4 protein-coding genes and 1 pseudogene are annotated in these 4,641 nt (G+C 40.9%); 1 reads left to right on the forward strand and 4 read right to left on the reverse strand.

The window, feature by feature from the left end; translation table 11 throughout:
• Window positions 1-118: 118 nt before the first annotated feature.
• The 3 genes from SD31_RS12505 to SD31_RS12515 all read right to left on the reverse strand — a co-directional run bounded on the left by SD31_RS12505 (window position 119) and on the right by SD31_RS12515 (window position 3,447).
• Window positions 119-1,819 carry a CocE/NonD family hydrolase gene (locus SD31_RS12505; protein WP_231561579.1) on the reverse strand — a complete coding sequence of 567 codons (1,701 nt, stop codon included), beginning with the start codon at window positions 1,817-1,819 and terminating at the stop codon, window positions 119-121.
• A gap of 115 nt (window positions 1,820-1,934) precedes the next feature.
• Complete coding sequence (sucD, locus tag SD31_RS12510) at window positions 1,935-2,834, reverse strand: succinate--CoA ligase subunit alpha (protein ID WP_039054386.1); 900 nt, start codon at window positions 2,832-2,834, stop codon at window positions 1,935-1,937.
• Window positions 2,835-2,916: 82 nt separating this feature from the next.
• Window positions 2,917-3,447, reverse strand: a complete 531-nt coding sequence (locus SD31_RS12515) for an RNA methyltransferase (protein ID WP_039054387.1) — start codon at window positions 3,445-3,447, stop codon at window positions 2,917-2,919.
• A 185-nt stretch (window positions 3,448-3,632) separates the two neighbouring features.
• On the opposite strand from SD31_RS12515, the pseudogene rpsT reads away from it, so the two are divergent.
• Window positions 3,633-3,889: pseudogene (gene rpsT, locus SD31_RS12520) on the forward strand (30S ribosomal protein S20).
• 71 nt (window positions 3,890-3,960) lie between these two features.
• Here the strand turns inward: rpsT and SD31_RS12525 are convergent.
• Entirely contained in the window at window positions 3,961-4,548 is a 588-nt protein-coding gene (locus SD31_RS12525) for a DUF1080 domain-containing protein (protein WP_052259036.1), read from the reverse strand.
• Window positions 4,549-4,641 lie beyond the last annotated feature (93 nt).

The following is a 4,641-nucleotide window of genomic DNA, read 5'->3' on the forward strand; positions in this document are numbered from 1 at the left end:
AAAAATACACACCGCCTGTATTTTTGTATATAATCTTCTTTTTTGGCTTTAAAGATATCTATCATTTGATTAGGGTTTCGGTCCACCAATGGGAACCATGTGTGCTGAATTTGGATCATCAGTTTATGTCCTTTCTTGATGGTATGAGCACATCGGGAAGGGTAAGTTTTACGGTAGTTATCTCGTTAGGCACGAAAGGTTTTTCTTTGTCAAAGCCTTCTCTGAATCTGCCTCTGAGTACTTCTCCGCGGATGAGCATCTGGTATCCTTTCATCACTATCTTATCTGACACGGGAGATGTCACTGAAGAAGTGTCCGGATATACATCGATGACTTTAACGATAAAGTCTGCATCTGTTCCAGTCATGGATACTTTAAGATCTGCGGTAATAGGGCCTGCGAGAGTCAGATCTTCCTGAAGCTCCTCTGTTTCGAAAACAAGAACATCGGGGCGGTTAGCTACGAAGCGCTGATCTGCAATCATATATTCGCGTGTGCGGTTGGTGATAATACCTTCTTGGAATGGAACAGGCTTGTTCGGGTCGGAGATATATTCTGTAAAAGCACTTTCTTGAGAAGGTTTGTCCTTACGTAGTGAATAATCCTGATGCAAGAAATAAGTCTGAGGGGTAGCTTCTTTTGGAGGCCATTGATCAAAAGTTTTCCATTGATTCATCCCAGAAAAAAAGATGGTAGCCTCTGCCGGATTGAAGTTGCCTTTTCCTTTGAGGTAGTAATCAAAGAAGGCGAGTTCAAGATTTTGTTGGTAGTAAAGGCTTGTCTTTTCACCGAAGCGGATGTCTCCAAAATAATCTCCTTGAGAGCGTACCCAACCTCCGTGAAACCACGGTCCTATAACCAGAATGTTGTTGTTCTTTTTGTTGCGTTTTTCAATCTGCTTGTAAGTTTCGAAGGCACCGTATGTATCTTCCGCGTCGAAGGTTCCTCCCACAACCATGACTGCAGGCTTCACATCGTTCAAATAATTGGTAATGGTTCTGCGGCTCCAGAAGGTGTCTAAGGTTTGATGTTTGGCAAGATCATCCCAGAATTTGACCGTATGGCTGAGATATTTGTTTTTTAGCTCGGAAAGGGTAGGGTACTGAAGGAAGAACTTGTAGTAATCTTCGGATTGTAGGGTAAAACCTTTGGGAGCATTGGCATTGGTAGTAGGTTTAGGACGAGGAGCATCGAAGGTATACATAAAGCGGAAAGCGTCAAATAAGAACAAAGCACCTCCATGACGGAAGTCATCACCTATAAACCAGTCTGTTACGGGAGCTTGTGGAGACACCGCTTTCAAAGCAGGATGAGAGTTGATCAGGCCTGCCGTAGAGTAAAATCCGGGATAAGAGATGCCATACATCCCCACTTTACCGTTGTTGTTGCTTACATTTTTCACCAACCAGTCTATAGTGTCATAGGTGTCTGTACTTTCATCGATGAGAGCTTTATTTTCTTTGCTCCTTGTGGGTCTAATATTTTCATAAACTCCTTCACTCATCCATTTACCGCGAACATCCTGATAGACGAAGATGTATTTTTCTTTGGCCATCTGAGGAAAATTTCCTAAGGTGTTCTTGTACTTATCCGGGCCGTATGGCGCTACTGTGTAGGGGGTACGGTTGAGCAGGATAGGGTATTTCTGTGACTTGTCTTTAGGAATGTAGATAGACGTAAAAAGCTTTACCCCATCGCGCATAGGGATATACTGCTCGATCTTGTCGTAATGAGCTTTGATGTATTCTTCATTTACTTCTTGCGCATAAACAAAAGGAACAATGAAAAATACAATAAAGACTAATATGATTTTTTTCATGGGTTATAAATTGATTGAGGTTTATGGAGATTAAATATAGAATATTTTGGTTTAAAATTATTTTTTGATAGAAGAAAAAATAAAAAAAAGGAGGCTCAAGAGGCCTCCTTTTTCCTTATATTAGAATTACTGTTCTTAGTTTTTCTTTGACCAATTCTTCGGCGATAGCTTTACCGATTTCAGCAGGAGATTCTACGACACGGATACCACATTCACGCATGATTTTCATTTTAGCGGCAGCGGTATCGTCAGCACCACCTACGATAGCTCCGGCGTGTCCCATACGGCGTCCTGGAGGCGCTGTCTGGCCGGCGATGAAACCTACGACAGGTTTTGTGCCGTGTTCTTTGATCCAGCGTGCTGCTTCAGCTTCCATGCCTCCACCAATCTCACCGATCATGATGATACCTTCAGTTTCCGGATCGTTCATCAACAGTTCTACCGCTTCTTTAGTGGTAGTACCGATGATAGGGTCACCACCGATACCGATAGCTGTTGTGATACCTAGGCCGGCTTTTACTGTTTGATCTACTGCTTCGTAAGTCAATGTTCCGGATTTAGATACAACGCCTACTTTACCTTTTTTGAAGATAAAGCCCGGCATGATACCGATTTTAGCTTCTTCAGCTGTGATGATACCAGGACAGTTAGGACCGATCAAGCGAGATTTTTTGTCACTCAAGTAAGATTTTACTTGAATCATATCTTTGGTAGGGATACCCTCAGTTATACACACGATCAATTCGATGCCTGCAGCTGCAGCTTCCATAATAGCATCCGCAGCGAATGCCGGTGGTACGAAAATAATGGAAACATTAGCACCTGTAGCATCTACTGCATCCTGAACAGTGTTGAATACAGGACGATCCAAGTGTGTTTGTCCACCTTTTCCCGGTGTAACACCACCCACAACTTGTGTTCCGTACTCAATCATTTGAGATGCATGATAAGTACCTTCTGTTCCAGTAAAACCTTGAACGATAACTTTTGAATCTTTATTTACTAATACACTCATTGTTCTTATTTTTAGCAGAGCAAATCTACCATTTTGTATTGACTTCTAAAAATATTGCTTACTCTATTCAGACTTTTTTTTATCAAAACTTAATTTTCTTAAGGATATCCCATACGACTATACCTACGGTTACCGATACGTTGAGGGAATGTTTGGTGCCAAACTGAGGGATTTCTATACAGGTATCTACCATTTCCATCACTTCATCGTCGACACCGTGAACTTCGTTTCCAAAAACAAAAGCATATTTAGAATTCGGCTCTATGGCAAAATTTTCCAGAGACACCGAACCTTCGGCCTGTTCTATAGCGATAACATTATAGCCTTGTGCTTTAAGGTCCTGTACGGCTTGGGTGGTTTCCACATAATGATTCCATTCTACGGACTGAGTAGCTCCAAGGGCTGTTTTTTCGATTTCACGGTGTGGGGGAGTAGCGGTGATACCACAGAGGATAACTCGCTCTACCGCAAAGCCGTCGGCAGTACGGAAGGCTGATCCTACATTATGCATACTGCGCACATTATCCAATACAATGGCTATCGGAGTTTTTTCCTGTTTTTTGAAGGTTTCAATATCAACTCTGTTGAGCTGATCCATCGATAATTTTTGCATAGTGCAAAAGTACATTATTTTAATATAATGTTATGGACAAAGGATTTATACGTATTTTTAAAGGTTAGGGGATATTCGTCGAGAAACTTGAAAATAGATTTTGATTATTGAATAATACTCGTTATTTTTGCAATCCGAATTTAGTATAAAAAGATATTATAAAATATATTATATAGCTAATAGAAATGGCAAATCATAAATCAGCGATTAAAAGAATTAGAGCTAACGCTGCGAAGCGTTTAAGAAACCGTTACCAAGCGAAAACAACTCGTAACGCAATCAAAAAATTACGTAACACGACAGATGCTGCTGAAGCTAAAGCATTGTTCCCGCGTGTTGTTTCTATGCTTGATCGTTTGGCTAAGAAAAACAATCAATTCACAAGAAAAAAGCGAATAATAACAAATCTAAATTGGCTAAATTAGTTAATAAATTAGGTTAATTTTAGACTGGAAGATATATGAGAGGATACACTCGGTGTGTCCTCTTTCTTTTGTTATAAAGCTTGCTTCTTCAGTAAGACATAAAAAAGCATCGGATTATTTCGATGTCTTTTTTATGTAATATCTTTGCTATGGTCTGCTGGAGTCTGGCAGGATTTTTCTTATACTTCTCCAAGTTATATAGTTCTACTTTTCGGAAGTCTATGGGATGACTTTCACTTTGCAGGTAAATAAAACCGGAAGTGAGTGGCTGTCCATCTTTTTTGCTATTGGCAAGAAATCCGTCCACCATTTCGCCTCCGATCTGCGGTTTGGTGTATTCCATGACGACTTCTCCTTCGAGGATATGTTGAATCAGCGAGTCTCCTAATACGACAAAGTCTGCTGTCACCCATTGATCGCCGTGATAAGTTTTGGAAGTAGAGTTTTTACAGTGTGGGGTAAACAGCTCGTTGTTGATGACTACATGTGTGCCCGGCGTGCATAGGTTGGAAGTGGTACGTACCGAGTTTGGATTGGTGTCCCCTCCTAAAAACTGGCCTTCGATAGATATAGGGAAATCTTGGTTTTTACCCATAGTGTGTGGATCTTGACCGTGTAGCATAACACCGCTATTGCGCCATGCCCATCCTTCTCCTCCGGGTGCTTGTTCTCCCACAAAGCGATATTCTATACGTAAATGATAATAGGAAGTAGGTAGTTTATTATGCTAGATGACCATACCTATAATTAAACTGGTCTACTGGTCGTA

Origin of the sequence: Sphingobacterium sp. T2 (genome assembly GCF_000814685.1) — a bacterium.
Classification (GTDB): Bacteria; Bacteroidota; Bacteroidia; order Sphingobacteriales; family Sphingobacteriaceae; genus Sphingobacterium; species Sphingobacterium thermophilum.